The 330-nt window shown below is 66.1% G+C and carries 1 protein-coding gene; it reads right to left on the bottom strand.

The window, feature by feature from the left end; translation table 11 throughout:
* Positions 1–49 precede the first annotated feature (49 nt).
* Positions 50–330 (bottom strand): ATP-binding protein (locus tag KQX66_RS39150; protein WP_216798455.1); only part of this gene is annotated, 281 nt, incomplete at its 5' end.

Genomic DNA, 330 nt, shown 5'->3' with positions numbered 1-330 from the left:
ATCCTCTTCAGCCTGCGGTTCCCGATCGCACAATAACCGTTGTGCCGTGTTAACGCGGCGGAATGGCGAAGCGGAAGCAGGCGCCGCTTTGCGCTTGTTCGATCAGCTGAATATCGCTGTCGTGCAGCTGCAGAAAACGCCGCACGATCATCAACCCCAGTCCGCCGGAAGGGCGCCGGGCGCCGCTCAGGACAGACGGGCGCACGAACAGATCGGCGCGCAGCGTCTGCGGAATGCCGGGGCCGCTGTCGCTGACCTGGACCATGACCCGATCGTCCTGCCGCCACAGCCGCACGCCGATGTCGCCGCCGGGCGGCGTATGGCGAATGG

This window comes from Paenibacillus oleatilyticus (assembly GCF_018998565.1).
GTDB classification, from domain to species: Bacteria; Bacillota; Bacilli; order Paenibacillales; family NBRC-103111; genus Paenibacillus_G; species Paenibacillus_G oleatilyticus.
This window is presented reverse-complemented; position numbering and strand designations above follow the sequence as displayed.